At 47.3% G+C, this 26,265-nt stretch carries 19 protein-coding genes; 11 read left to right on the top strand and 8 right to left on the bottom strand.

Annotation, left to right across the window (positions count from 1 at the left end):
• Window positions 1-133: 133 nt before the first annotated feature.
• Window positions 134-661 carry a ferritin gene (locus tag RT717_RS23940; RefSeq protein WP_317488868.1) on the bottom strand — a complete coding sequence of 176 codons (528 nt, stop codon included), beginning with the start codon at window positions 659-661 and terminating at the stop codon, window positions 134-136.
• A gap of 79 nt (window positions 662-740) precedes the next feature.
• Window positions 741-1,085, bottom strand: a complete 345-nt coding sequence (locus tag RT717_RS23935) for a hypothetical protein (protein ID WP_152001490.1) — start codon at window positions 1,083-1,085, stop codon at window positions 741-743.
• A 159-nt stretch (window positions 1,086-1,244) separates the two neighbouring features.
• On the opposite strand from RT717_RS23935, the gene RT717_RS23930 reads away from it, so the two are divergent.
• Entirely contained in the window at window positions 1,245-1,526 is a 282-nt protein-coding gene (locus RT717_RS23930) for a DUF427 domain-containing protein (protein WP_317488867.1), read from the top strand.
• Here the strand turns inward: RT717_RS23930 and RT717_RS23925 are convergent, their stop codons facing one another.
• Together RT717_RS23925 and RT717_RS23920 are read right to left on the bottom strand one after the other, a co-directional pair.
• Window positions 1,527-4,292: a DUF5050 domain-containing protein gene (locus tag RT717_RS23925; protein WP_317488866.1), complete on the bottom strand. Its 2,766-nt coding sequence runs from the start codon at window positions 4,290-4,292 to the stop codon at window positions 1,527-1,529.
• Window positions 4,293-4,399: 107 nt separating this feature from the next.
• Window positions 4,400-5,545, bottom strand: coding sequence for an aminotransferase class V-fold PLP-dependent enzyme (locus RT717_RS23920; RefSeq protein ID WP_317488865.1), 1,146 nt, complete (start codon window positions 5,543-5,545; stop codon window positions 4,400-4,402).
• Between the two features lie 53 nt (window positions 5,546-5,598).
• Between RT717_RS23920 and RT717_RS23915 the strand changes: the two genes are divergently transcribed.
• From RT717_RS23915 to RT717_RS23890, 6 genes are all read left to right on the top strand, one after another.
• Entirely contained in the window at window positions 5,599-5,922 is a 324-nt protein-coding gene (locus tag RT717_RS23915; RefSeq protein WP_317488864.1) for a Rieske (2Fe-2S) protein, read from the top strand.
• A gap of 76 nt (window positions 5,923-5,998) precedes the next feature.
• Complete coding sequence (locus RT717_RS23910) at window positions 5,999-6,685, top strand: response regulator transcription factor (protein WP_317488863.1); 687 nt, start codon at window positions 5,999-6,001, stop codon at window positions 6,683-6,685.
• Window positions 6,686-6,722: 37 nt separating this feature from the next.
• Entirely contained in the window at window positions 6,723-8,051 is a 1,329-nt protein-coding gene (locus tag RT717_RS23905; RefSeq protein ID WP_317488862.1) for a sensor histidine kinase, read from the top strand.
• A gap of 84 nt (window positions 8,052-8,135) precedes the next feature.
• Entirely contained in the window at window positions 8,136-9,389 is a 1,254-nt protein-coding gene (locus RT717_RS23900; RefSeq protein ID WP_317488861.1) for a TolC family protein, read from the top strand.
• An 11-nt stretch (window positions 9,390-9,400) separates the two neighbouring features.
• Complete coding sequence (locus RT717_RS23895) at window positions 9,401-10,489, top strand: efflux RND transporter periplasmic adaptor subunit (RefSeq protein WP_317488860.1); 1,089 nt, start codon at window positions 9,401-9,403, stop codon at window positions 10,487-10,489.
• 5 nt (window positions 10,490-10,494) lie between these two features.
• Complete coding sequence (locus RT717_RS23890) at window positions 10,495-13,596, top strand: efflux RND transporter permease subunit (RefSeq protein WP_317488859.1); 3,102 nt, start codon at window positions 10,495-10,497, stop codon at window positions 13,594-13,596.
• 8 nt (window positions 13,597-13,604) lie between these two features.
• Here RT717_RS23890 and RT717_RS23885 read toward each other — a convergent pair whose 3' ends face one another.
• Both RT717_RS23885 and polA read right to left on the bottom strand, forming a co-directional pair.
• Window positions 13,605-14,573, bottom strand: a complete 969-nt coding sequence (locus RT717_RS23885) for a threonine ammonia-lyase (protein ID WP_317488858.1) — start codon at window positions 14,571-14,573, stop codon at window positions 13,605-13,607.
• A 91-nt stretch (window positions 14,574-14,664) separates the two neighbouring features.
• Window positions 14,665-17,454, bottom strand: coding sequence for a DNA polymerase I (polA, locus tag RT717_RS23880; RefSeq protein WP_317488857.1), 2,790 nt, complete (start codon window positions 17,452-17,454; stop codon window positions 14,665-14,667).
• A gap of 418 nt (window positions 17,455-17,872) precedes the next feature.
• Here polA and RT717_RS23875 point away from each other — a divergent pair, with 418 nt between their 5' ends.
• The 3 genes from RT717_RS23875 (at window position 17,873) to RT717_RS23865 (ending at window position 22,127) form a co-directional block, all read left to right on the top strand.
• Complete coding sequence (locus RT717_RS23875; RefSeq protein WP_317488856.1) at window positions 17,873-18,436, top strand: DUF4251 domain-containing protein; 564 nt, start codon at window positions 17,873-17,875, stop codon at window positions 18,434-18,436.
• Between the two features lie 180 nt (window positions 18,437-18,616).
• Window positions 18,617-19,579 carry a hypothetical protein gene (locus RT717_RS23870; RefSeq protein ID WP_317488855.1) on the top strand — a complete coding sequence of 321 codons (963 nt, stop codon included), beginning with the start codon at window positions 18,617-18,619 and terminating at the stop codon, window positions 19,577-19,579.
• Window positions 19,580-19,766: 187 nt separating this feature from the next.
• Window positions 19,767-22,127, top strand: coding sequence for a prolyl oligopeptidase family serine peptidase (locus tag RT717_RS23865; RefSeq protein ID WP_317488854.1), 2,361 nt, complete (start codon window positions 19,767-19,769; stop codon window positions 22,125-22,127).
• Window positions 22,128-22,131: 4 nt separating this feature from the next.
• Here the strand turns inward: RT717_RS23865 and RT717_RS23860 are convergent, their stop codons facing one another.
• Both RT717_RS23860 and RT717_RS23855 read right to left on the bottom strand, forming a co-directional pair.
• Entirely contained in the window at window positions 22,132-23,925 is a 1,794-nt protein-coding gene (locus RT717_RS23860; protein ID WP_317488853.1) for an SLC13 family permease, read from the bottom strand.
• Between the two features lie 77 nt (window positions 23,926-24,002).
• Window positions 24,003-24,431, bottom strand: coding sequence for an RrF2 family transcriptional regulator (locus RT717_RS23855; protein WP_317488852.1), 429 nt, complete (start codon window positions 24,429-24,431; stop codon window positions 24,003-24,005).
• A 136-nt stretch (window positions 24,432-24,567) separates the two neighbouring features.
• On the opposite strand from RT717_RS23855, the gene RT717_RS23850 reads away from it, so the two are divergent.
• Window positions 24,568-26,223: an amidase gene (locus RT717_RS23850; RefSeq protein WP_317488851.1), complete on the top strand. Its 1,656-nt coding sequence runs from the start codon at window positions 24,568-24,570 to the stop codon at window positions 26,221-26,223.
• Window positions 26,224-26,265: the final 42 nt, after the last annotated feature.

Raw genomic sequence — 26,265 nt, 5'->3', positions numbered from 1 at the left:
AGTAGGCCCCCGAAAGGTCAAAAATAGATTCACCTCCCCTGACCTGTTGAACTAATACGGTAAACTGAGCAATAAGGGTACTGAAATGAAAAAGGCTCCTTTTGGGAGCCCTTCAAACATAATTTTTTTCCAGCTATTCTGCCGTGCCTCGGGTCTTCCCGATTTCTCTGTCAATTAGAATTTTACCAACGCCTTCTTCTCCCACCAGATCAAATATTTCAAGGCATCTTCTTGCCGTTGCCTCTTCTTCCACCTGCTCGTTGATAAACCAGTCGAGAAAAGAGGCAGTGGTGTAATCCTTTGCCTTGTAGCACTTATCAACGATGTTGTTGATGGAATGAGTAATGGCAATTTCCTGCTCCAGGGCGATTTCGAAAACGGACTTGAAAGAGTCGAATTCCTGCACAATGTTGGTGATTTCAGGCACAATGGCCGTTCCACCCACGCTTGAGATATAGTTGAATATTTTTTTCATGTGAGCACGTTCCTCGTCGGACTGAAGCTCAAAGAACCGGGCGCTATGTACGTAGCCGTTGCGCTCGCACCAGGAAGAGATGGCCATATAGTTGAAGGAGCTAATGGCCTCTCTGCGCACTTGCTCGTTCAAAAGTTTCTCAATTTCTTCAGAAAGTGAGGTTTTCATTCTTACAATATCCTTCATAACAAAATCTGGTTTCAATAGGCTAAGATAACAGGAATCGAAGCCAAAAAGTGTAGCTGCTGGCTGATTTGTAATTAAACTAAATAAGTACGTTGTAAACCCGCTTATAAAGAATTGAGGTCAACTCAAGCATGGTGGCCGCCCCGGCGAAGAGGTCTTTTAAACCGATCATTTCCTGCACCCTCATAACGAGCAATACATCTATTGACGGGATGTACACAACCTCGGTGTCGCAAAGGGAGTGACTAAGCAGGAGACTTTCAGGATTAACTGCCTCCATTTTTGATTTGAGCCGACTGAACTGAATAGCATTGAAAGGCTGCACCACACCCTGAAAAACAAGGTAGAACCGCTTGTTGGAAGTGCTTTGGTACAAAGCACCTACCCCATTTTTGAAAAGTTCCTGAGCGTCTTCTGGTAACATAGACTATTAAAATCGACGCAAAATAACGCCTATTTAAAATCAGTCCAAATAAAAAGAACTGATTTTTGTCAGCTGGAAGATAGTTGGGCCAAAAAAAACCGGGTTGCAGAACCAATACCTCATTTTCATGTTAAGCAGGTACAACAAAAGCAAGTACCTATGAAAGCGATTTGGAACGGCCAGGTAATAGCAGAAAGCAATGACACCATTGTTATTGAAAACAATCACTACTTTCCTGCCAACACCATCAAGAGCGAGTTTTTTAAAGAGAGCAACACTCATACAGTCTGCCCGTGGAAGGGGACGGCTTCTTATTACACCTTGGAAGTGGCAGGAGAGCAAAACAAAGACGCCGCCTGGTATTACCCTAAAGCCAGCGAGCTGGCCAGAAACATAGAGGGTTATGTAGCTTTTTGGAAAGGTGTGAAGGTGGAGAAGTAACTAGAAGCCAATCGACCCCAGCAGCACATTGAAAACATAGGTGTCTTGATCTGGTATGTACACCATCCTGACACCAGTGGAAAAAACAGGCAGGTATCTCATGATATTGTAATCCAAGAAGAGGTCGAGGCCTACCGAACTGAATGTAACGTCGGAAGAGGGTGTGGTTCCTATTCCATAATCGTAGAATGCATTCGCCCGAACTCGCTGGACATAGAGCAATGGGCCCAGGGCGAGATCAGGATAAACTAGCGGTAGCGCATAGTTAGCGGAAAACGTGGTCAGATCCTTGAACGATGTGTAGCCATAGCCTCTGACGTACTGAACCTGGCTGCGAAACCTGTAGTTATTGATATCCTCTTTTTGGTAGGCTCCACGCAATCTGACGGAATGGTGCTTCAGCACACCGGGCAGGTACAGGTACGCCTCTCCCGACCACAGCGTCGACAAGTAATCGCTTCCTTTTAATGGCGTGTCAAAATAGCTGAGGCTAACCGATTGCCCCCACTTTGGATAAATATCACGCTTGCTTTGTTTGAGAAGCCTGGAGTAGCTCAGGCTGTATTGCGCAGAATAAAGGGAGCCATTTCTCTGTTGGTCAATGTCCAGCACCGGATTGGCATAGTCTTCAACCAGAGTGGAGGAAAAAACAGCTGACACGGAAGCATCTTCCTGATACTTTGAGTGCGTGAAGTGAAAAGGAATGCGAAGGCCGCCGTTGAGTCCCTTTTCAGTCCAGGTGTACAGTCTGTTGTCGTTGTTGACATTTTCAAAAACAGACCTGGTGCCAGACAGCACACCTGCATCAAGAATGACAGGCAAGCCCTGGTAGGAGAGATTGGCCGACCAGTACCCGGTACCTTCAGTGAGGTTAACGGTGTACCCAGCATCCATATACATGGTGCTCAGAATGTTTTGCGAGTATAGCCCCAGCTCAATTTGTCTGTCGCTGAGTGTGTTTATCCAGCCCCAGCCATAAGGCCGGAAAAGGTGCTTGAACTGCTGGTACTTTTTAACATTAAAGGTTACCTCCGGCACAGTGTTAAGTATGTCGGCCTGATTCTCCTGCGCTACCAAAGGCTCAAAATAATTGACCGGATTGACCACCATGTCTTGGAGTTTAGTCCAGCTCGCAGGCTCGAATGGAATCCGAACAATGTCCCAACCATCTTTGGTCATTTCGTTGTAGTAAATCCAACTTCCATCGCTTGTGACGCTGGGGTTGTAGGCCCCCAGCCTCGAGGAAGTAATCTGGAAACGCTCTTTAGAAGAAAGATTGAATGCGTATAAATTGTCGAGGCCGGATGCATCGGAGGCATAAAGCAACCAGTCATCCGTCAGCACAGGATGCCCGAGGTTTTCAGTGGATGAAATGATCCATTCAGTTTCCTGACCAGATTTAACGTCAATGCTAACGATGCTTTTTCTGGGAGCAGCATGCTTCAGCGCTACTATCGACAGCCCATCGCTTGCAAACTGCGCCATGGAATAGTAGTGATTGCCCGGGTTTTCGAATCTGTTGAGGACATTACCGCTTTTTGCGTCGAGCAGCACAATGTTGAACTGATTGTCGATGCTTGATTCTATGGTAATCACGGTTGTGCCATCTGGCGAAATGCCAGCTCCTTTGTAGCGCTTGCGTTTGCCCAGGGTAGCTGCTTTTCCTGTTTTCAAATCAAAAACTTTGATTGAGGAATAGGTGGTTTTGTCCCAGCGTGGGTGAAAGAGAATTTCATTCCAAACGACCTTGTCACCGCCCGACGATAGGTAACCGTTGTCTTCCCAAACACCAAGCGTGTGCAACACTCTCCAGCTCCCATTACTTTCCTGTTCTACGAGCTGAGAAATGTCGCCGATGCCATACCGGACGGCCAGTACACTCTGATCAGCCGATAACTGGGGATAGGCGTATTCTGTGTATGCTTTTCCTCTCTTTTGGTTCACGGACTCGAAACTTGTCAGCGTCAAGTCGGCCACCTGGTTTTCATATAGCCCTTCCATTTCCTCAGTCATGAGGTTGTAGTTTCTGGTGAGGTTGAGTCCGGTTTCTTTTTTCAGTGCCCTGGAGAATGTGAAGGGGAGAATTGGCCAGCTAAAGGACCGTTCGGTTACCCTGTCCAGAATGTCATCACCGTATGTCTTGCGAAGGAAGGTGGTCATCAGGTAACCGGTGAGGTAATGGTTAGGAACCTGGTCTTTGTAGGATCGCAAATACTGCTTCTGATACTTAAATCCACCTCTGTCAAGCACATTGGCACGGTGAAGTGCCTGGAAATAGGGAATGCGGCCCCTGCCCGAACCGGACATAGCTGTTTCGATTCCCACGGCGTCGCCCTCCCAAAGCCAAAGGGGTGTGGAGATAAATGCCAGGCCCGCCAGTACGTCCTCTCCAAAAAACCAGTAGCCAAGCTTTGAAATCCCTGTGATAGCCTTGTCGTATTGCACAACATGCCGGAATTCGTGGGTAGCCAGCGTGTTGAGCCAATCGTTGTTGCCGAGAAACTTGTAGTCTTGAGGGGGAGAGGTATAAAATTCGGATCGTCTGGGCCCCAGTGTTACAAATCCGTTGGAGATAACTCCTTGATTTTGCAACAGAATTGGAATAGGTCTCGGCTTCTTGCCCAGCGACCTGGACACAGGGCCATGGAGGTGCTCCAGCGTGCTGGCCATTCGCTGGCCTTCTTTTTCAAAGCCTTCGGGAAAAAGCACATTGAAGTTGTCGGTTATTATCTCGTTCCATTTTAGTGTGGTAGGGTTGTTTTCCATAACCGGAACCTGCGCAAAAATAGGATGAAAAAAACACAGCAGAAGTAAGGTTAGAGCGGTTGGCTTTAGCATAGGCTGAAAACAACCTACCATTTGGTTAACCTTAATCATTCGAAGCATTTAAGTAAGACAGAAATATCGTCGAAATTGTTGTAAACATTGGGTGAAATGCGGATAGAGGTACCTCTGACGGAAACACTGACTTTGTGCTGTTGAAGGAGGGCCTGGGTTTTCTCAAAAGAGGTCTTTTCTTTGAACCTAACCCCAAAGAGGTGAGGAGAGCGATAGGCGTCATCTTCGATCAGATAGCCTTTGTTACGCAAAATGGTAATAGCCTCCCGGGTGAGTTGAGTGCAATATCCGCTTATTTCAGGCACCTGCCATTTGATGATTTGTTTGAGAGCAGCCTTTAGCATAGGTACGAGGATAAAATTGCTATGCTCGCCTACCTCATAGCGGAGTGCACCGGGTTGATAATTCTCCTGGTAATTGATGAGGTTAGTGAAATCTTCGCTCTCAAACCGGTTGATCCAGTTTTCTTCCACCGGCGAGCCATTGTCAAAGTGTGGGCCGTAGTAGGCAAGCCCGATGGAGTAAGGGCCCATCAGCCATTTGTAACCAGCGCAAACCAGGGCATCGGGCTCAATTTGTTTTACACTGAACGAGAAAGCTCCCACAGATTGCGTGCCATCAATGACCAGCAAAGCACCAACCTCCCTGGTGCGCTGCCGAATTTTCTTCAATTCAAAGATGGTACCATCGGCCCAATGACAATGGCTGATCGCCACAAGTTTAGTCTTACTGCTGATCGCTTCCAGTATATTCTCATTCCATTTCTTCCCACGCCCTTCTGCCAGCTCGGGTGGAGCAATTATTTTGAGCTCGGCACCCTGGTTCCGGCAAGCGTTCATCCACGGATAGACATTGCTTGGAAACTGCTCTCCGGCAACAATTACTTCATCGCCCTTGCTCATCTTCAGGTTCCTGGTAACGGTGGCCATGCCATAAGACACAGAAGGGATGACAACTATTCGATTGGCTTCAGGTGCATCAATTATCTCTGCAAACAGGTTCCTCAATTCGTCGGTATCCGAAAAAAAATCTTGTGGGGAGACCTGATAAGGAAACCGCTTTTTTTGCATACCCTCAATGCCTTTTTCTTCAACCTTGATCATCATAGGCGACATGTAGGCGCAGTTGAGGTAGGGCACACCTTCAGGCAGAAAAAATTTATCTCTTTGGCAATCGAGCATCGTTGTTCTAATTTTAGCTATCGGGGTAAAAATAATCGTAATAGTCACAATACATGCAATGGTATAAGGTATTTTCCAGCGAACAGGCCATGCAAAACAGTCTGACGATGAACAAGCCGGTAAAACTGACTGCTGGCGGGAAAACGCTTTGCCTTGTGATGACGCCGAAAGGAGTTTTTGCGTTTCACGACGCTTGTCCACATATGAGGTTTCCACTGCACCAGGGTAGGGTCAATCCCTTTGGTGAAATAGTTTGTGCATTACACAGCTATCGTTTCAACATGGAAACTGGCGAGGAGGCGGAGCAAAGAGGCAGCGACCTGGACTGTTGCCCGTTGGAGTGGAGGGAGGATGGGCTGTATGTGGGGGTAGCGTGATCCTTTCTGAGAAAGTGCTCTTATGAATCTCTATTACTCGTATAATTGTGAACTGTTGCCACTCACTTTTTAAACCATGACTAACGTACTGCTGCTGGAAGACGATTTTACGATGGCCAATGAGCTCAAGCGACTTTTTGCCAGCCATGGCATGACTTGCGACGTGGTATATGACGGCGTGGTTTTTTTTAAACAGCTGCAAGCCAGTAGCTATCAGTTGTACGTGCTCGATATTAATGTGCCTTCCATGAGTGGGATAGAGGTTTGCAAAAAAATAAGAGAGACAGACAGTGCTACGCCCATCCTCATGCTAACCGCCTACAGTGCTGTGGAGGACAAAGTAGAGGCGCTTGAATATGGAGCGGACGATTACCTGGTAAAGCCATTTCAGATTGAAGAGCTGTTGGCCCGCATCAAGGCATTGCTGCGCAGAAGTGTGTCGCCGCAAAAGACGCCCGACAGTTTGCTGAAGGTCGCTGATTTGGAAATTTCAGTTGACGAGATGAAGGTGTGGCGGGCAAAAAAGGAAATTGTGTTAACGCCAAAAGAGTATCGACTTCTGGAGTTGCTGGCCAATGCCCGGGGTCGAGTTGTTTCAAAGCAAGCCATTGCTGAGCAGGTGTGGGACATCAACTTTGAAACAGGCACCAACACTATTGAGGTGTATATTAACTTTTTGAGGAACAAGGTTGACAAGGGCTTTGACTCGAAACTTATCCATACCAGACCGGGCTTTGGATATTATCTGAAGGAGGAAGAGTAAAATGAACCTGAAGCAGCGATTTTCAATCATTTTTAGCATGCTGTTTTCGGCGCTTCTGGGGGTTGTGCTCCTGATGATATTTTCGTTGTTTTCTCAATTTAGAAAAGAGGATTTTGAGGAGCGTCTTCAAGAAAAGGCCATTACCTCGATCAAGCTTCTTGTAGAAGTAAAAGAAGTAGACTATCAGCTCCTCAAAATCATCGACAGGAACACCATCCACAAGCTGTATAATGAGAAAATCTTGATCTTCAACGACAGTTTAGATCTGATTTATAGCAGTATCGATGATGCTGTCATTAGCTGGGACCTGGACGACTTAAAGTACCTGAGGGACAATAAGACTTTTTTTAAAAGGAGTAACGAGTATGATGTTTATGGCATGTACTACGACTCCAACGAGAAGGATTACTTTGCACTGGTTACTGCCGAAGACAAATACGGGAACAGAAAGCTCGACTACCTGAAGTATCTTTTGTTGGGGGCCTTTTTTGTGGGGGCAACCACTGTTTGGATCTTGTCATTTTACCTCAGTAAGAAAAGCCTGCTCCCTCTGGACATTGTGCGGGAGAGGATTCAGCAGATTACCGACAATAATCTTAATATCAGGCTTCCGGCTTCTGGCAAAAAGGATGAAATTGACATGCTTTCGGGTTCGTTTAACCAGATGCTTGACCGGATAGAGGGCTCTTATAAAAGGCAGAGAGAATTTGCTTCCAACGCATCGCATGAGCTTCGAACCCCCATTACCCGGATTGTTACACAGCTTGAAAACGTGGTGCATGAGAAGAGCCTTTCGCCGGAGGCAAGGCAGACCTTGCGAAGTATTTCTGGCGACACTTACCAGCTATCCGATGTTGTCACTTCTCTCCTCATTTTATCAAGAATAGATGAAAAAAAGGGGCTGGGCTCCTTTCAGAAGGTGAGGCTTGACGAGTCGGTCTTTGCTTGCTCGCAAAAACTTTCCAGGATTTACCCCGACTACAAGCTTCACTTTGAAATAGAGAACAATACCAGTCAGGAGATAAGTTTGGAAATAGAGGGGGACGAAATTCTGTTGGGCATCGCCATTACCAACCTTTTGAAAAATGCCTACCTGTACTCTGACAATCAGCAGGTGCTTTGCACATTGCGCACCAATACCGATACAATCGAACTAGTGCTTGTTAACAGTGGAGAAACACCCTCTGAGAGTGAGCTTACCCGGCTTTTTCAGGCGTTCAAGCGAGGATCCAATACCGCCAATAAGCCGGGAAGCGGGCTTGGCCTGGGCATAGTGCAACGAATTTTTCAATACCACGGGGCATCCATCACCTATAGGATTCCCGAGGCTCGTAAAAACGAAGTGGTGGCCACTTTTAAAATTTAAGGTTTATTTAAGGCAGTCTTTAAGCTTCCTATAAGCTCGGCGCCGTCTATTTGCTACCAGGTTATTTAAGACGGTAAGCAAAGGATGCGTTATCATATCACAGGCTTTTTGTTTTTGGTCACAGTTTTTAGGGCATTTGGGCAGGGAGGCTACACACTAGCCGAGGCTGAGTCGAAGTTTTTGAACGACAACCTCCTTCTGCTAGCCGAACAATACAATGTGGAGGCAGCGGGAGCATGGGCGATCCAGGCAAAACTTTGGGACAACCCCTACTTTTCGGCGGAATTGAATGCCTTGAACCCGCAGGAAAACCGGGTGCTGGATGTAGGGAAGGCGGGACAGAAGGGTTTTGCAATTGAGCAACTTATTCACCTTGGTGGACAGAAGAAGAATGAGGTGAACCTGGCGAGGTCCAATGTGAAGCTGGCTGAGCTTCAGTTCAATGATCTTCTTCGGAACTTGAAGTACCAATTGCGATTTAGCTACTTCTCCATTTATTACGATATGGTGTCGGTGGCGGCGCTCGACAACCAAATAAGCAATGTCGACTCGCTTCTGGCGGCGTACGAGGTGCAGGTGAACAAAGGAAACATTGCCCTCAAAGACATGGTGAGGCTCCGGTCGCTTTATCTCGGACTTAAGAATGACCGCACCATGCTGGCTTACGATATCATAGAACAGCAATCGATACTTAGGTTGCTTTTGGATTCCGGGACAGACGTTGTCCCCAATCCCACAACTGCCGAGCTACAGATATATGAACAGCGCCCCGCTCTTGGGGTAGACGTGCTGGCAGAGGCTGCTTCGGCCAACCGCCCCGACTTCTTGTACGCTTCTCAGCACGTTGAGTCGAATCAATGGAACGTGAAGTGGCAGAAGTCCTTGGCCATTCCTGACCTTACTCTCGGAGCGTCTTACGATCAACGGGGAGGCGCCTTTCAAAATCAGGTAAATCTTACGCTGGGCCTTCCTCTGCCGCTTTGGAACCGAAATCAGGGGCATATCAAACTAGCCGAGGCAGAGTTAGCGCAATCGCAAAAGTTATATGAGTTGCAGTCGTCAAAGTTGCAAAACGAGATCATCACAGCTTTGCAAAAGTACGAAGAAGCCTCAGCCAATTATCAGTACATCAGCTCCCCGAACTCCGACTTCAACAATTTCGACAGAGTGTATGCCGGGGTGCTGGCCAACTTCCAGAAAAGGAATATTTCGCTGATAGAATTTACCGATTTTATGGAAAGCTATCAGCAAAGTATTATCCAGTCCAACAACATTAGAAAAGACTTCGCAGGTGCCTGCGAGCGTATTAATTACACGACTTCTACGCCAGTTTTCTGAATAAATAAACAATGAGAAAGCTATTACCAATCGTTCTCCTGACAGTGTTGGCGACCCTTTTGGGATGCCGTCAACAGGATGCGGACACAAGTGAAAAAGAACAAACATTTGTGCTCAGCGATGCCATGCTTAAGTCCACAACTACGGCCAAAGCCGTTCTGGAGCCGCTTCGGAATGAGCTGAGGTTCTATGGTAAGATTACCACCGACAACAATAAATTGATCGAAGTATTTCCGGTGGTGGGAGGTAACGTGGTAAAAGTGTATGTGGAGCTTGGTGACTATGTGAACAAGGGTCAGTTGCTCGCCACTATCAGAAGTACCGAGGTGGCTGGCTTCGAGAAAGAACTGCAGGACGCAAAGAACGATGTGCTGGTGGCGTTGAATAATGTGAAAGTAGCGCAGGAGCTTTATGAGGGAAAGCTCGTGGCCGAAAGAGACGTGATTGAAGCCAAAAGCCAGCAAGAAAAGGCGCAATTGCAGCTCAACCGAATTGAGGAGACCTACCGGATTTACAATATGAAGTCGGGCTCAATCTATGAGGTAGTGTCGCCTATTAGTGGCTTTGTGATTGAGAAAAATATCAATCAGGACATGCAACTCAGGAGCGACCGAACCGACAACATTTTTGACATTGCCCAGATAGATGATGTGTGGGCCATTGCCAACGTGAACGAAAGCGACATCAATGAGGTGAAGCTTGGAGTAGATGCATTTGTAACCACCCTGAGCTACAAGGACAAAGTATTTCATGGCAAGGTGGACAAGATATTCAACATCATTGACCCCGCCACAAAAGCAATGAAAGTTCGGATCAAACTAGCCAATAATGATTATATGCTGAAACCGGAAATGAGAGCCTCGATTCGTATCAGCTATGCTGAAGACGTGCAAATGCTGGCTGTTCCTTCCAACGCCGTAATCTTTGACAAGAGTAAAAACTTTGTGGTCGTTTTCAACGATCGTTTTGACCTGGAAGTGAGACAAGTTGAGACTTTCAGGCAGCTGGGTGACATCACCTATATCGCCGCCGGATTGAAAGAAGGAGACAGGGTAGTTACCCACAATCAGCTACTCATTTACGACGCCCTAACTGACTAAGGTTCATGAATAAGTTCATTAGAAGCATTATTGCCTTTTCGCTCAAGAACCGGGCCTTCACTTTCTTTTGGGTCGGTATACTCGTGATCGCTGGCTTTATCAGTTTCAAAAATATGCCCATTGAGGCATTTCCGGACGTTACCAATACCCAAATCATCATCGTAACCGAGTGGAACGGACGAAGTGCAGAAGAAATTGAGCGATTCGTTACTACGCCGATAGAAATAGCCATGAACTCTGTCCAGAAGAAGACAAGTGTTCGCAGCATTACCATGTTTGGTCTTTCCGTCATAAAAATCATCTTCGACGATGATGTGGAAGATTTCTTTGCCCGGCAGCAGGTCAATAATCAGCTGAGAAACGTGTCGTTGCCTGAGGGGGTGGAGCCCGATGTGCAACCACCCTACGGCCCGACTGGCGAGGTTTTCCGGTATACGTTGAAAAGTAAAAACAGAGACACCAGGGAGTTGCTTACTATTCAAAACTGGGTGATCGACAGACAACTGCGCTCTATCCCGGGCGTTGCCGACCTTGTTGCATTTGGTGGTCAGGAGAAAGTTTATGAGATAAGTATTGACCCCAACAGGTTGGCACAATTCGACGTCACACCCCTTGAGGTGTATGAAGCCGTGGCAAAGAGTAACCTCAACGTTGGCGGGGATGTGATAGAAAAGAATGGTCAGGCCTATGTTGTCCGGGGTATTGGGCTGCTTCAAAGCCCGGAGGACATTGAGAATATTATCGTTGATGACGCAAACGGTAACCCGGTGCTTGTGAAGAACCTGGCTGAGGTAATAGAAAGCTCAATGCCACGGGTGGGCCAGGTAGGTTTGAATGACAACGACGATGTAGTTGAAGGCATAGTTGTGATGAGGAAGGGTGAGAACCCTAAGGAGGTACTGGAGAGAGTGAAAGCCAAAATAGAAGAGCTCAATACCCGGGTGCTGCCGTCAGATGTGAAAATGGAAACCTTCTACGACAGGGACAACCTGATGACCTACACCACCAATACCGTTATGCACAATCTTTTTGAAGGGATTGTGTTTGTAACTGTTATTGTATTTCTTTTCATGGCCGATTGGCGCACCACGCTGATCGTTTCTATCATCATTCCTCTATCGCTGCTCTTTGCTTTCCTCTGTCTTCGCATGAAGGGCATGAGTGCTAACCTGCTTTCGCTGGGAGCTGTCGACTTTGGGATTATTATTGACGGCGCTGTGGTGATGGTGGAAGGCCTCTTCGTATCGCTCGACCACATGGCCCGGCACAGAGGAATGGCCAACTTTAACAAGCTGGCAAAGGCTGGAATGATCAAGAAAACGGGTACAGAACTTGGCAAGGCCATATTCTTTTCCAAGCTGATTATCATTACCGCCCTGTTGCCAATTTTTGCCTTTCAGAAGGTGGAAGGTAAGATGTTTTCCCCCCTCGCCTACACACTGGGTTTTGCCCTGATTGGCGCCCTGATTTTCACGCTTACATTGGTTCCCGTTCTCTCTCACCTGCTGCTCAACAAGAACGTAAAGGAGACCTACAATCCATTTGTTAACATCTGGAATCGACTGGTTGAGAAGGGGTTTTTGTGGACATTCAGGAACAAGAAAATATCATTGATTACAGCACTTATTTTGCTGGCGGCTACGCTCTTTTCATCAAAGTTTTTGGGTACCGAGTTTTTACCGCAGTTGAATGAGGGGGCACTTTGGGTGGAGGCCAAGCTGCCGATGAGCTCCAGCCTGAACGAAACTGTGAAGACTGTAGCCACGCTTAGAAAAGAGCTTCAGAGTTTTGAGGAGGTAAATGGTGTCCTTTCCCAAACCGGAAGAAGCAACGACGGTACTGACCCAAGTGGGTTTTATTATGTGCAGATGCAAGTGAACCTGAAGCCAAAGGAGGAGTGGAAGCGAAAGATCTCACTGGACGAATTGGTAGAGGAAATGGATGAAAAGCTGAGAGCCTATCAGGGCATCGTTTACAACTACTCTCAGCCAATTATTGACAACGTTGCGGAGTCGGTGGCTGGCATCAACGCATCCAATGCGATTAAGATTTACGGCGATGACCTCGACGACCTTGATGAAATAGCTGGCCGGGTAATTGAACAAATAAAGGACGTGCCTGGCATTAAGGACGTGGGCATATTGAGGAACCTTGGGCAACCGGAAATCAGTGTAGTTCTTGACAGGGAGAGGATGGCTGCTTATGGAGTGACTATCGCCGATGCACAAGCAGTACTGGAAATGGCTTTTGGTGGCAAAACAGTGACTCAGAAATATGAGGGAGAAAAGAAATTTGATGTGCGCATCAGGTATGATAAGGATTACAGGAAAGACGAGAGGGACATTGCTAACCTCAAGGTACCCAGCATTCACGGGGCCAAAATCGCACTGAAGGAAATTTGCTCCATTGAAACCATTTCAGGCCCAGCCTTTATTTATCGGGACAATACTAAACGCTTTATTGGCGTGAAGTTTTCGGTGCGTGAGAGAGACCTCGGCAGTACTATTGAGGAGGCACAGAAAAAAGTGTCAGCGAACATCGAATTGCCTATTGGGTATAGTATTGGTTGGACGGGAGAATTTGAAAACCAGGTAAGGGCGACAAAAAGGCTGGGAGAGGTAGTGCCCATCAGCATCATCGGTATTTTTGTGCTTTTGTTTATCATGTTTGGCAATGTAAAGGATTCGCTCCTTGTGCTAGCCAACGTGCCTTTTGCTCTCATAGGAGGTATTTTGGCTCTTCACATGACGGGCATCAATTTCGGAATTTCTGCTGGTGTCGGCTTTATTGCCCTATTTGGCATTTGTATCCAAAATGGGGTAATTCTTATCTCCGAATTTCACAAAAACATTAAGGCAAAACAGTCGCTCAATGAGTCGATCATAGAGGGTGTGAAAGTCAGAACGAGGCCAGTGGTAATGACCGCCCTTATGGCGTCAATAGGCCTGATCCCGGCTGCAACGTCAACCGGTATTGGCTCCGAATCGCAAAAACCACTGGCTGTGGTGATTATTGGCGGCCTGATTACAGCGACCGTTCTAACACTGCTCGTGTTCCCAATTATTTTCTGGGTATTCAACAAAACCAAACACGAACAGATCAGGTAGTGACGGAATTATTTGGCGAACGATTTACCGAACGGCAGGTCTTCCAGGTCAACATTGCCACCGGTGAGAATGATGCCAATTTTTTGCCCCTTGAATTCCTCTTTTCTTTTCAACAAAGCGGCAAAGGGTACGGCACATGAAGGTTCGATGATGATTTTCATACGCTCCCAGATGATGCGCATGGCGTCGACAATTTCAGTTTCTGAAACTGTGACAATTTCCTTAACGTGATTTCTGATGATCTCGAAGGTGAGCGGGCTCAGGCTTGTTCGCAGGCCATCGGCAATTGTCACGGGCGGCTTGGCAGGCATCAGCTTGCCTTTCTTCACCGACTGATAGGCATCGTCTGCTAACTCAGGCTCGGCCCCAATAACCGCAGTTTTCGGCGAGAGGTAATGGCAAGCCAGGGCGGTGCCACTTAGCAAGCCACCGCCACCTACAGGGGCCATTACTACATTCAAATCCACGACCTCTTCCATCAGCTCTTTGGCAGCAGTCGCCTGGCCGGCGATGATAGCCGGGTCGTCGTAAGGAGGGATAAATGTCGCTCCCGTTTCAGCTATTACTTTCTTTAGTGTGTCCTCTCTTGACTTCAGTGTAGGCTCACAAAAAATGACTTCGGCACCGTAGCCGATTGCAGCGTTTTTCTTCACTTCGGCCGAATTACTGGGCATCACAATGTAGGCCTTTACACCAGCCATTTTAGATGCCAGGGCAACAGCCTGTGCGTGATTGCCCGACGAGTGTGTTGCGAACCCCTTTGTCCGGTTTTCAGGCACGATGGAGAAGATGGCATTTACGGCTCCCCTCATTTTGAAAGCCCCGACCTTTTGGAAGTTTTCGCATTTAAAATAAACACTGGCGCCAACCATTTCATCAATGCTATGCGAGGTGAGTACAGGTGTTTGCAGGATGTGACGAGCGATTCGGGTGTGCGCCCGTTTGATATCGCTCATAGAGGGAATGGTCAATTCCATTTTTTATGGTATTTCTAGGTTGTTAGTTCTTTGTAAAAGGTGATCGATATCCAGCATTCAACTAACCGGTCACGGACGACCTCGCAAGGTTTTAATGTGCCTCCAGCCAGTTATTGCCTACACCGGTGCCGACCTCCAAAGGTACTTCAAGGGAAATGGCATTTTCCATAAAATGCACCACTTTTTCTTTGACTACATCCAGCTCACTTTCATGCACATCGAAAACCAATTCATCATGCACTTGCATGATCATTTTAGTCTTCATTTTTTCCTTGATAAGCCAGTCATGTATGCGTATCATGGCGATTTTTATAATATCGGCGGCACTCCCCTGGATAGGCGCATTGATGGCGTTTCGCTCGGCGAACCCACGGATGGTAATGTTTCGGGAGTTGATATCTCTCAGGTAGCGACGTCTCCCCAGTATGGTTGTTACGTATTCCTGTTCACGTGCCACGTTCACAATATGATCCATGTAGCGTTTTACTGCCGGAAACTCAGTGAAATACGCATCAATAATTTCTTTTGACTCGGTACGGGAAATACTTAGGTTTTCCGCCAGACCAAAAGCCGAAATTCCGTAGATGATACCAAAGTTAGCCGACTTGGCAATGCGCCTCATGTCGGAGTCCACTTCTTCCAATGGCTTTTTGAAGATTTTGGCGGCTGTGGTTGAGTGAATATCCCGGCCGTTTTTAAAGGCCTCAATCATACTTTCGTCTTTGGCGAAAGCGGCAATAATGCGCAGCTCGATCTGAGAATAATCTGCAGAGAAAATTTTGTAGCCTTCTTCCCGTGGTATGAAGGCCTTTCTGATTTCTCGTCCCTTTTCGGTTCTTATCGGGATGTTCTGCAGGTTTGGATTGTTTGAGCTCAGTCGCCCTGTGGCAGCTACCGCCTGACGGTAGTCGGTGTGTACCCGCCCATCTATTTTGCTAATCATCAGCGGTAAGGCATCCACATAGGTCGACTTCAGCTTTTGATACTCCCGGAATTCCAGAATCTTGTTGGCGATGGGGTGTTCGTTCGCCAGCTTTGAAAGGATATCTTCGCCGGTTGCATATTGGCCAGTCTTTGTCTTTTTAGGGCTGTCGATCAGCTTGAGTTTGTCAAAAAGTATCTCACCCAGCTGCTTGGGAGAAGCAATGTTGAATGTTTCGCCAGCAATTTCGTAGATTTCTTTTTCCACTATTTTACTAGCCTTCTCCAGCTCTCCCGACATTTGACTCAGCGCATCCGTATCAATTTTAACGCCTTCGTATTCCATGTATGACAGCACTTTTACTAACGGACCTTCTACTTCGTCCAACAGTTTTTTCATGCCGTATTTTTCTACCTCAGGCTCAAGTTTTTCCTTTAATTGCAAGGTGATGTCGGCATCTTCAGCGGCATATTCCTTGATGGCCGCCAAATCGGCATCCCTCATAGTGCCCTGCTTCACGCCTTTTTTGCCGATAAGGGTCTCGATAGAAATAGGGCTGTAGTTCAGGTAGTTTTCAGCGAGCACATCCATGTTGTGACGGGTGTCGGGATCGACCAGGTAGTGAGCCAGCATGGTGTCGAACAGCGGCCCTGCCACTTCAACGCCATACTTCTTCAGCACCGTCATATCGTATTTGATGTTCTGCCCAATCTTGGTAATGGTTTCGCTTTCAAATACCTCCCTGAACTCTTCGGCTATTTTTTTAGCATCCTCAAACTTTTCCGGCACAGGGATATAGTAGGCCTCGCCGACTACATAGGCAAAGGAGATGCCCACTAGCTCGGCCTCAAATGAGTCAATATTGGTGGTTTCCGTGTCGAAGCAGACCTCTTTTTGCAGAAGCAGATATTTGAGGAGACTTTTCCTTAGCTCCGGCGTGTCGATCAGGTGGTAGTCGTGCACTTCCGTGAAAGCCGTTTTCTTTTCAGCAGGCTCCTCGTCTTCGAAACTCTCGTTGCTGATTACCGGAGCCGGGGCACCGAAAAGATCCATTTGCGACCCGGTTTCCTGCTTTTTAGGCTCGCCGAAAATACGTTTGGCAAGGGTTCGGAATTCCAGCTCATTGAATATCCCCTTCAGCTTTTCCTCATCCGGCCCTTTAAAACGCAACAGCTCCTCATCAAACTCGATAGGCACTTCACAGTGGATGGTAGCCAATTCTTTGCTCAAAACACCTTGTTGAGCAAACTGAATTACATTTTCCTGAAGCTTGCCTTTAAGTTTATCAGTATTGGCGATGAGGTTTTCTACGGTGCCAAATTCTTTTAAAAGCTTGGAGGCTGTTTTGGCGCCCACACCTGGTATGCCGGGTATATTGTCAACGGAGTCGCCCTGTAAGCCGAGCAAATCACGCACCTGGTCCACATGGTCAATGTCGAATTTGGCCAGCACTTCAGGGATACCCAGAATTTCCACTGAATTGCCCAGGAAAGCTGGCTTGTATAAGTAAACATGTTCCTGCACAAGCTGGGCGTAGTCTTTGTCGGGCGTCATCATGAAGACTTCAAATCCCATGTGGCCAGCTTTTGTGGCAAAAGTGCCTACAATGTCATCGGCTTCATAACCATCCAGCTCAAGCACGGGGATTTGGTAGGCTTCCGCCATTCGCTTTACCCATGGAATGGCTATAGATATGTCTTCTGGCTGAGCTTCCCGGTGAGCTTTGTATGGCTCGTACTGCACATGCCTGAAAGTTGGGGCAGCAGTATCGAAGCAGATGGCAATATGAGTAGGCTTTTCCTTAGTTAAGATTTCGAGCAGCGAATTAGTGAAGCCAAGAATTGCTCCTGTGCTCATGCCTTTTGAGTTTATTCTTGGGTTTTTGCTAAAGGCAAAATGGGCCCTGTAGATGAGGGCCATTGCGTCAAGCAGAAAAAGTTTTTTCTCGGGTTTACTCATAATGGTAAAGGTAGAAAAAATGGAGTTTCCATTCGAGAAAGTATGCAGCTTAGCTCCGCCTAAAATTTTTTTTAAGACAGCACCAACCTTTTATTTCCAATTGTGTCATTGATGGTGTTATGAGAAAACGAAGATATTTTTTGATTTTATTGGGACTGGTTGTAGGGATGGTTTGCTTTTTAACCTCGTTTGAGTCTAAACCGTCAGCTGGGCGTAATGCTTCTGTTGTTAGCTATTACCTCCGCTGAGACTGATCCTCGTTTTTTGATCACCATCAATCTTTGTGGTTCGCCTTTGTGGCGAACTGCAAAGAACTGGAGGTGCATGTGATTTCTCCCACAAATGTTAAAAATTGCTAAAAAGGTACTAGTGGCATTGCTTTTGATTGTTATAAGGTTGTACTAAACAATTAGAAGCTATGAAGAAGTTGAAGAATTTAGCGGTGCTTGGATTGTTGATCTTAGTAGTACCGGCTTATAGCCAAACGGCTGATGACAATCAGAAAGTTTCCAAATCAGATAGAAAAGAACTTAAACAGTTAGAGCGGGATCAGGAAATGACTGAGCTCAAAGAAGTAGTGAATGATCGGTCGTTCCTCATAGATGCCGATTTCCTACTTGACAGACAGAGCCGACAATATATGGCCACGGCCAATAATTTTGTTTCCATAGAGGGAGACAGAGTTATTATGCAAACGGCTTCTCCCTACGGCATAGGCTACAACGGCATTGGTGGCGTCACTTTTGTTGGTCGAATACTAGACTATAAGGTCAACGAGAGTAAAAATGGCAACAACTTATTCGTCACCATTCAAACGAGCTCCGTTGGCTATGGTAACGGCACCATATTTATAACTATTCGGGGCAAGGAAAACGCTGTGGCTCGATTTTATGGGCCTTGGGGAAGAAGCCTTGCCTTTTCGGGAGATGTGGAACGCAATGGGGAATCGTTTAAATACAAAGGAATGAGTGTTCCAATGTAGCACTTGGAAAAACACAGAGAGAAAGGCTCGTTGCTTAGCAACGGGCTTTTTATTTTATAATAAATTTAACGCTATTTTAGAGATTGCTTGCGACCGGGTCAGCAGCTGTGCTTTGCTTTCCAGATTGCCACATTTCTTTTCTTGAGTCAATTGTTGTATTAATTTCTAACCTGAGTAAACATGAAAAAATTTATTACTAGTGCCCAATTGGCGCTCTCCCTTGTCTTTATTCTTTCAATCGGCGGTTGTGGCGATAAAGACGAAGAGCCGTCACCTTCACTGGCGTTTGACGGGAGCTATCACGGGATTTTTTCTATGCAGGGAGTTCAAATTGGCACCTGGACTATGCTGGTTCACAAGGGACAGGCCAGTGGATCTTTTGATTATATCACCGGAAGTACAGCTTACACAGGCACTGTTTATGAAGGAGGCAAGCTTGAAGTAAACATCACCTACGACGACGGATCTACCACAGAGACGGTCATCACCATTAAAGAAGATGGGGAAGTATCGGGAACCTGGGCAAACTCTGATGTGGAGTTTGGAGAGCTTTCCGGAGCTATAGAGGTGACTAGCTTTGACGGCAGCTACAACGGGATTGCTTTTTCTGACGATATGTATTCCGCTTCCTGGTCACTGACAATCGGCAAGGGAAAGGCAACAGGCGCTTACAGTGGAGGAGACGGCAACGGCCTGATATCGGGATACGTTGATGGCGACGGAAAATTATCAATTGGCTCTGCCTTTGCCACAGGCACGGTGCTAACAGCACAGGGGAGTATTGCAGATGGTGATGTAACTGTGGTTTGGTTTGACACCACACAAGAGTCGGGTACAGCCGTTGGTGCTATTGCTACCGGAGCTTTTGACAATGATTACGAAGGAACGGCATTAGGCGGCGGTGTCGTAATTGGCACCTGGACTTTAAATATTGCGAGCGGCAAGGCGATGGGCGTTTATAATGGCAGCGATGATTCGTCGGCGATTAATGGCTTTGCCAACGAGGACGGTGACATTTATCTGGGTATCAACCAGGGTGATGGAGATGTGGTGACTGTCACGGGCACCATCGAAGGTGGGGATATCGCTGGCTCATGGACCGACTCTGACGGACGAAGTGGAACGTTCGTAGGCGGCATCTAATACACGAGGATCGCTGGCTAACCCTAACCAACCAATTCAGCATTTACATTAAATTTATTCTGAAGATCACAAAGTCGACTGCATACCAGCCGACTTTGTTTTATTTTACCCTGGCTGCGCCTTTTGTGTAAGGCTGCTTTTAAAAGTTTTGAATAAGGTGAAAATTGTTCAAAATAATATTGACCCCATGAGACCAATCTACATTGTTGTCCTTTTGCTTGCCCTTTCATTTTCCGCAGCCACTGCCCAGTCATCCCTTTCCATTCCGCAGATCATGCAGGGCCAAGATTTCACAGGCTACTGGCCGTCCAGTCCATGGTGGTCAGAAGATGGTAAGACGATCTACTTCGACTGGAATCCTGACAAGAACCCGAGCGATTCACTATATAAGTACGTCGTTGGCTCCAATGGCCCCGTGAAGGTAACTCCGAAGGAGAGACGGGCTCTTCCACCCAGACGAGGCACCTACAACGAGGCAATGACCAAAAAGCTGTACGAAAAAGGCGGGGACGTATTTGTGCTGGACCTGAAGAGTGGAGCAGCTACCCAGATAACGAACACGATAGAGAGAGAATCGGATGCTTATTTTGGTCCGGATGAAAAGACCATCCAATTTACCTCCGATAACAACCTGCTTTCCTGGGACATCTCATCCGGGGTTATCACCCAACTTACCAACTTTAAAGAGGGCTCCGCAAAGAAGCCCAAGAAGCTATCGGAACAAGATGAATGGCTGAAAAATGATCAACTGGGGCTTTCGAAGATTGTGAAGCAGCGCCACGAGGAAGATGAGCTGGAAAAGGAAATCCGAAAGGCAGATCAACCAGGCAGACCAATGGAAATTTACCTTGAGGGCAAAAGTGTGTCGGGTATTCAAATGAGTCCCGATGGCAAAATCATTTCTTATGTTCTCTTTAAATCGGCCGACAATACCCACAATACCATGGTGCCTGAGTTTGTAGCTGAGTCAGGCTACACGGAAGCAATCAATACGAGAACGAAAGTGGGCTCCGATTTGTCCAAAAGGGAAGTTTGGATGTTTACACCTGCCACAGGAAAGGTGATGCAGGTGAAAACCAATGATTTGCCTGGGATCAAAGACAAGCCCGATTTTTACGCCGACTATCCAAAGCTTGATACGATGAAGGCTTTCGAGAGAGAAGTGTTCAGCTTTGGCCCTTTCTGGTCTGATGACGGGTCGAAGGCCATTATGGTGTATCGTTCGGTGGACAACAAAGACCGGTGGATCACTCTGTTGAACCCTGAAGACGGATCGAATACATTACTGGATAGGCAAAGGGATGAGGCCTGGGTAGGCGGCCCCGGCGTTGGTTGGTCAATGTATTCTCCTGGTGACATTGGGTGGCTGCCCGACAACAAAAGGATTTGGTTTCAGTCGGAAGAAACAGGCTTCTCACATTTGTACTTACTGGATGTAGAGAGCAAAAGCAAAAAGGCTTTAACGGCCGGAAAACATGAGGTGTACGATGTAAGCTTGTCCAAAGACAAGAAGTCGTGGTATTTCAGCAGCAATGAGGGAGACTTCGGGCAAAGGCACTTTTACAAATTGCCGTTGGAAGGAGGCAAAGCTTTGAAAATTACATCGCAGGTAGGAAGCAACGACGTCACATTGTCGCCGGATGAAAAGAACCTGGCCATGTTATATTCAACAGCCAACAAACCCTGGGAGCTGTTCCTGATGCCGAACAAACCGGGGGCAACAATGAAGAAGATTACCTCGTCAACTACGCCGGAATTCGAGGCATATAACTGGAGAACTCCCGAGTTTACCACTTTCACAGCCAGGGATGGTACTGAAGTGCCGGCGAGGCTTTATAAACCGGCTAATCCCACTCCCAATGGTGCGGCGGTTGTTTTTGTGCACGGAGCTGGCTACCTGCAAAATGCGCACAAATGGTGGAGCAGCTATTACCGTGAGTACATGTTCCACAACTTCCTGGTAGACAATGGCTATACAGTGCTCGACATCGACTACAGAGCCAGTGCAGGCTACGGCCGTGACTGGCGCACTGCCATCTATCGGTTTATGGGAGGTTGGGACCTGTCCGACAATGTGGATGGGGCTAAGTTTCTGGTAGAGAAGCACAGCGTGGGCAAAGACAAGATCGGCGTTTATGGCGGCTCCTATGGCGGCTTTATTACGCTGATGGCATTATTTACCGAGCCCGATGTTTTTGCGGCTGGTGCCGGCCTGCGGTCTGTTACCGACTGGGCTCACTATAACCACGGCTATACGTCTAATATCCTGAACACACCTGTGCTGGATAGCATTGCCTACCGCAAGTCGTCACCGATTTATTATGCAGAAAACCTGAAAAAGCCATTGCTTATTGCACATGGCATGGTCGACACCAATGTACACTTTCAGGATGTTGTTCGGCTGTCGCAAAGGTTGATTGAGTTAGGCAAAAAGGATTGGGAAATGGCTTTGTATCCGGTGGAAAACCACGGCTTTGTGGAGGCTTCAAGCTGGGCCGACGAGTACCGGAGAATTTTTGAGCTATTTGAGAAAAACCTGAAAAAGTAGTTTTTCAGAAGGGAAAAATAATGGGGATCAGGATGCTTGCTACTATCCAGAACACCAGGGAAAGTGGCCAGCCTACCTTAAAGTAGTCGGTAAATTTGTAGCCGCCCGCACTGTATACCATAGTATTGGTTTGGTAGCCCACCGGAGTCATGAAGCTGGCAGATGCAGCAAAGGTGACAGCCATTAGGAAAGGTGTGGGGCTCAGGTCAAGCGATTGCGCAGTTACTATGGCAATAGGAGCTAGTAAGGCAGCGGTGGCATTGTTGGACATCATTTCCGTCAATAGTGCGGTGACCAGATAAAGACCCGACACGATGGCAATTGGCCCAAATTCGCCCAACGAATCAATCAGCGAGCTGGCAATGATAGCAGCGAGCCCACTTTTTTGCATCGCCACACCAAGGCTGAGGGCACCAGCCAGCAGAAAAACCACTTTCCATTCAATGGCCTGGTACACCTCCTTCATCGTGATTGATTTAGACACGACAAGTATGGCGGTGCCGGCAATAGCTCCAATCATTATATTAACGAGATTAAAAGCTGCCAGAAACACAATGGTTCCAATAATTGTCAACACAAAAAGGAACCGTTTCTTTTTAAAGTCCATCACACCCTCTTCTGAAAGGATAAGGAAGGGGCTTTCATGGTGAGTCTCCTGCTTTTTAAGCTCAGTCAGGTGGTGGGTTTTTATTTCTGCAAGGATAACGTCTCCAGCCTTTAAAGGCACCTCATGCAAGTGTTCGTGAAGCACCTCTTCACGATGGCGAATGGCCAGGGGCACCGCCCGGTAACTCCTGCGAAAGTCGATCTCCCTTAGAGTTTTTCCTTCAAAACTAGATTGGGAAGTAATGACCAACTCCACCAGCGTCATACCCTGGTTGTTGAGGGCTTCTTCACCAATACTTACGGCAGATTGCGATTGAATCTTTACCAGATCTTTGAGCCCTTTAATCTTCTCAACATTGCACCGAACTTTCAGTACGTCGCCGGAAAGTAGCACCATATCGCCGGGAGGCAGCCCATATTTTTGTCCATTGCGTCGAACTTCCAGAATATCCATTTCCAGTTCCTTCACAATCGGGCTGTCCATAATGCGCTGGCCTGTGAAGGCGCCATCTTCCTTTAGCTCAATTTCAGTAAGGAAGTCCCGGAAAGAAACACTGCTTTTGAACCCTTCGGCAACCGATCGGTCGGGTAGAAGTTTTATTCCGATGAATGCGATATACAATGTGCCAATCACGAGAAAGATCAGGCCAAGGGGAGACATTTCGAACATACCAAACTCGGGCAGTCCGTTTTTCATTGCCACACCCGACACGACGATATTGGTAGACGTACCTATCAGAGAGCAAACACCCCCAAAGATGGAAGCGAAGGAGATAGGAATGAGCAGCTTGGAGGGACTTATATTGCTGGTATGGGCGATCTGCACGGCAACCGGGATAAATACTGCTACAACTGGTGTATTGTTGACAAACGCCGATGTGAACCCGACAAAGAGCACGAGGCTAATCATTCCAAGAAGGTAATTCGATTTAAACAGGCCGGCAAGCTTCGGCGTCATTAGCTGAAGCGCACCCGTTTTGAGCAGCGCCGCACTGAGAACAAACATGAAAGCCACCGTAATGGTGGCAGGGTTAGCAAAGCCTGCTACTCCCTCCTCAGGGCTGATAATGCCGAGAAGAACAAGAGAACACAATATAAGGAGCGCAACAACGTCGATTGAGAAGAATTCCGTGACGAATAGCAGTACTGCCACTACTATCACACCTAATACCAACCATGCATCTAGCCCCATATTTTCTGAATAAGCGGGCAAATATTATAAAATCTATAAACTATACCAAATTAGTAGACTTTTGAGCAAAGAAATAATCACTTCTGAACTGATTCCTTTTCGATGATGGAAGCAAGGGTGTTTTGCTTCAGAATGTGAACAGTCTCATTTCTAACAGCCATAAATACATCCCGGATACCACAAGTTTCCTCGTCTTTACACTCCTCGCAGCGTTCATAATATTTGTAAGTAACGCAGGGAAGTAACGCAATGGGACCATCAAGCAAACGCATAACATCAGCTACGTTCACTTCTTCGGGGGGCTTAATGAGGTAGTATCCGCCGCCCTTGCCTTTTTTGCTAGCCAATATCCCTGCATTTTTCAGGTCAAGAAGAATGGCCTCAAGAAACTTTTGGGGGATGTTTTCCTGCTCGGATATATAACTAATTAGCACCGGCCCCTGCTCGAATTTTTTGGCCAGGTGAACCAGCGCATTGAGTGCATACTTGGTTTTCTTTGAAATCATTAACAGCTACTGAGTTGACAGCGTAGCAAATATAACTATATAAATAGAACCCGAAGAAAATGGTGTGTGGGATTCCATTCCTAAAAAATTTGTTGGTGCCGTTGAGATACTTCTATAGCTTCTCGAAAAATATTCCATGAAGAGAAGAGTAGTTTTGCTGCTGCTGGTGGTTTTGAGTTTTGGAAGCGGTTTTTTTGTAGCCTCCAGACATCCGTTTTCCAGGAAGGACATAGGCTCCGCACAAAAGCTTATCGGTCTGCAATTCGGCAAAGGCGATGTGGACACCATGTTCGCCTATCTGGAAAGGAACCTGACGGGTTATGAAGCGATGAGAAGCCTTCGGTTGCCCGAGACAACTGTGCCGCCTCTGCTTTTCACCACCAATTATCGGACGGGCTCCAAAGAACAGCACAAAAAAATCGATTGGTCTGTGGAAGCCAATCCGGACGCAGTTTCTGAAGAGGAGCTGGCTTTTTTAAATGTTGAACAACTGGCTGCCCTAATCAAAGCAAAGAAAGTTTCTTCAGTCGAGCTGACTCAGCTATTTCTCAGCCGGATTAAGCAATACGACCCAACACTGCTGGCGGTGATAACCGTAACCGAGGAGCTTGCTTTGGCCCAGGCTCGAAAAATGGACGAAGAGCTTGCCGAAGGTAAATACAGGGGCCCTTTGCATGGCATACCCTACGGCATTAAGGATTTGTTTGCGGTGCAAGGTTACCCCACCACCTGGGGCTCAAAGCCGTACGAGCATCAGGTGCTGGATTACAATGCTACAGTGGTAACAAAGCTTGAGGAGGCCGGGGCCGTGCTGGTTGCGAAGCTCACCTCAGGTGCTCTTGCCCGTGGCGACGTTTGGTTTGGTGGACAAACGAAAAACCCCTGGGATACCACGCAGGGAGCCAGCGGCTCCTCGGCCGGAGTGGGGTCGGCAGTGGCTGCAGGGCTGGTGCCATTTGGTATCGGTACGGAAACACTTGGCTCTATTGTAAGCCCATCGTCCCGTTGTGGCGTGACCGGGTTGCGCCCCACTTTTGGAAGGGTGAGCCGATACGGCTGCATGAGCCTGAGCTGGAGTATGGACAAGCCTGGGCCAATTACCAAAACGGCCATGGACTGTGCCATTGTGTTAGAGGCCATTATGGGACCTGACAACCTTGATCTTACTGTCGATGATGTCCAGCTGCAGCATCCGGCGGTGCTCTCGGCCAAATCGCTGCGAGTGGGCTATTTGAAGGGCATGATGGAGAGCGACAGCACAGAGTTGGGGAAAAATGCCATTGCCCTGCTCAATGGGCTAATGGAGGCAGGCTATGAAATGCAGGAGATTGAGTTGCCTGCGGAGGATTCAATCCCCTACAGCTCTTTTGATGTGATCCTTAGGGCCGAGGCCGGTGCTTTTTTCGACGAGCTGGTGCGGAGCCACGGCGTCGATAAAATGGTTGAGCAGACGGGCGGATCAAGGGCTAATTCGCTACGACAATCAAGGTTTATACCGGCAGTGGAATACCTTCAGGCCAATAGGCATCGACAGGTGTTGATGGACAAAATGGATGAAACGATGGCTGAAATAGACATACTCATTGCACCGACGTTCAGCCGCCAGCTACTGATAACGAACCTGACAGGTCATCCGGCGCTGGCATTTCCCACAGGCTTCGACTACAAATCGAGACCAACAAGCCTTACCCTGGTCGGTCATTTATTTGAAGAGGAAGAGCTGGTGGCCTTTGGGGCCCAGATTCAGGCGCTGACTGACTTTCACGTTCAGCATCCTCCGATGTTCAAATAAAAAACCCCTCTGCCGCAGACAGAAGGGTTCTCACTTTTCTAT

Origin of the sequence: Imperialibacter roseus (assembly GCF_032999765.1) — a bacterium.
Taxonomy (GTDB): Bacteria; Bacteroidota; Bacteroidia; order Cytophagales; family Cyclobacteriaceae; genus Imperialibacter; species Imperialibacter roseus.
The sequence above is the reverse complement of the archived record's forward strand: the minus strand, read 5'-3'. Positions and strand labels throughout refer to the sequence as shown.